The organism is Streptomyces viridosporus, assembly GCF_002078235.1.
Classification (GTDB): domain Bacteria; phylum Actinomycetota; class Actinomycetes; order Streptomycetales; family Streptomycetaceae; genus Streptomyces; species Streptomyces viridosporus.
Window position 1 is genome coordinate 1 of the sequence record NZ_MSGP01000791.1, and the last position, 1,769, is coordinate 1,769.

Below are 1,769 nucleotides of genomic sequence, written 5' to 3' on the forward strand. Positions count from 1 at the left end.
GACCGCGCCCCGCCCCGTTCGCGTGTCGTGCGCGGGTCGGCGGGCCGGGACGGGCGCCCCCGGCCGGCGACGCTCCCGGTGTCCGGCCCGCCGCGGCCCCGGCCGTCCCGGTCCGCGGCGGGCGGTCACCCGCCGCGGAGCCGCTCGCACTGCAGGGCGAACAGGACGGCGGCCGCCTCCGTCGGCCGGGTGGGGTGCAGGCCGGTCAGCTCGGTGAACCGGCTCAGGCGGTTGAGCACCGTGTTGCGGTGGCAGTACAGCTCGCGGGTGACCGCCGCGACCGACCCGGACTCGCAGTACGCGACCACGGTGTCCAGCAGGCGCCGGCGCTCGTGCGGCGACAACCGGTCCAGGCCGGCGAGGACCGCGTCGGCCAGCACCCCGGCGATCGGCCCCAGCCGCGCCGCCGCCACCGGCATCCACGCCTCGACCAGGGTCACCGGGCCGTGCGCCGTCCCGCCGTCCATCGTCATGGCGATCGCCTCGGCCACCCGTACCGTGTCGGGGACGCGGGCCAGTCCGCGTGCGACCGGGCCGAGGGCGCACGCCACGCCGTCCAGCCAGGCTGGCGGGGACGCGTCCGCCCCGTCCGGCAGCCTGGCCACGAGCACCAGCATGCCGTTGTGCTGCTGCAGGTGGGAGGAGTGGCCCGCCGACCGCGCCGCGACGGCCCGGCGCAGCGCCTGCTGCGACTCCGGTGGTGCCACCGCCACGGCGAAGTCCGACTGCGCGTTGACCTGGAGCAGGGTGGCCACCTGTGCGACCAGGCGCTGGTCGCGGCCGTCCGAGGACAGCAGCCTGCCCATGAGCGCGGTCCGCTCCCGCTCCCGCTCGCGGGCCAGCACGGCGACCTGGTCCAGGTAGGCCGCGTGCACCTGCACGGTGTGGAACTCCACCGCCTCCCACACCCGCACCGCCCCGCGCGTCAGCTGCGGCAGGTCCTCCGGGCGGGTGCGTTCCAGGAACGCGGTCCACAGCACGCGGAAGTCCATGCGCACCGCCTGCAGCAGCGGCTCCAGCGGTATGCCCTGGTGGGCGCGGCGGCGGCCCAGCCGTTCCGAGACCGCGCGCAGTTCCTCGGGCACCGGCAGGCCGCCGATCAGGCGCAGCAGCAGCTCGAAGGAGGACCGGGCGGTGTCGCGCAGGTCCTCGGGCGGGACCACGGCCTCGTAGTCGTCGAACGCGGAGACCTCCGGGACGTAGCGTCCGACCAGGTCGTCCAGGTCGTCCAGGCAGTCGCGCACCAGCGTGCGCAGCTCGGGGGGAACGGGCGCGCTGCCGTCGCCGCCGCCTCCGGCAGCGGAGGTACGGGCGGGAGCGTCGTTGTCCGGCGCATTGTGCATGTGCCCATTATCGGGGGGTCAGCACGGAGCGTTTCAGCATTGTTCACGTCCCCCTCGCAGGGCATTGTGCTGTGCATACCCCACCGCGCGGCCAACGGGCCCGCATCGTCCCGAGGGGAACACCCATGCATCTGACTCCCCGCGAGCAGGAACGGCTGACGCTGTTCTCGGCCGCCGAGCTCGCCCGGCGGCGGCTCGCCCGCGGCGCCCGGCTCGGCGCGACCGAGGCCGTCGCCCTGGTGTGCGACGAGGTCCTGGAGATGGCCTGGGACGGCGTACCGCTGGAGACCGTGGTCGAGCGGGCCCGGGAGGTCGTGCCGCGCGACCGGCTGCTGCCGGGGGTCGCCGGCACCGTCCCCAGCCTCCAGGTGGAGGCGCTCTTCCCGCACGGCTCCACGCTGGTCCACGTGGCCGAACCGTTCGGCC

General features: G+C 75.8%; 2 protein-coding genes. One reads left to right on the forward strand and one right to left on the reverse strand.

The window, feature by feature from the left end:
- Positions 1-125 precede the first annotated feature (125 nt).
- Entirely contained in the window at positions 126-1,343 is a 1,218-nt protein-coding gene (locus tag B7L92_RS37585; protein WP_081241587.1) for a PucR family transcriptional regulator, read from the reverse strand.
- A gap of 125 nt (positions 1,344-1,468) precedes the next feature.
- Here B7L92_RS37585 and ureA point away from each other — a divergent pair.
- The coding region (ureA, locus tag B7L92_RS37590; RefSeq protein ID WP_081241588.1) for an urease subunit gamma at positions 1,469-1,769 on the forward strand (301 nt) is incomplete at its 3' end.

What these genes read in the sequence shown, in the direction of transcription:
- B7L92_RS37585 (WP_081241587.1), bottom strand. Translation starts at nt 1,343, where the DNA reads ATGCACAATGCGCCGGACAACGACGCTCCCGCCCGTACCTCCGCTGCC.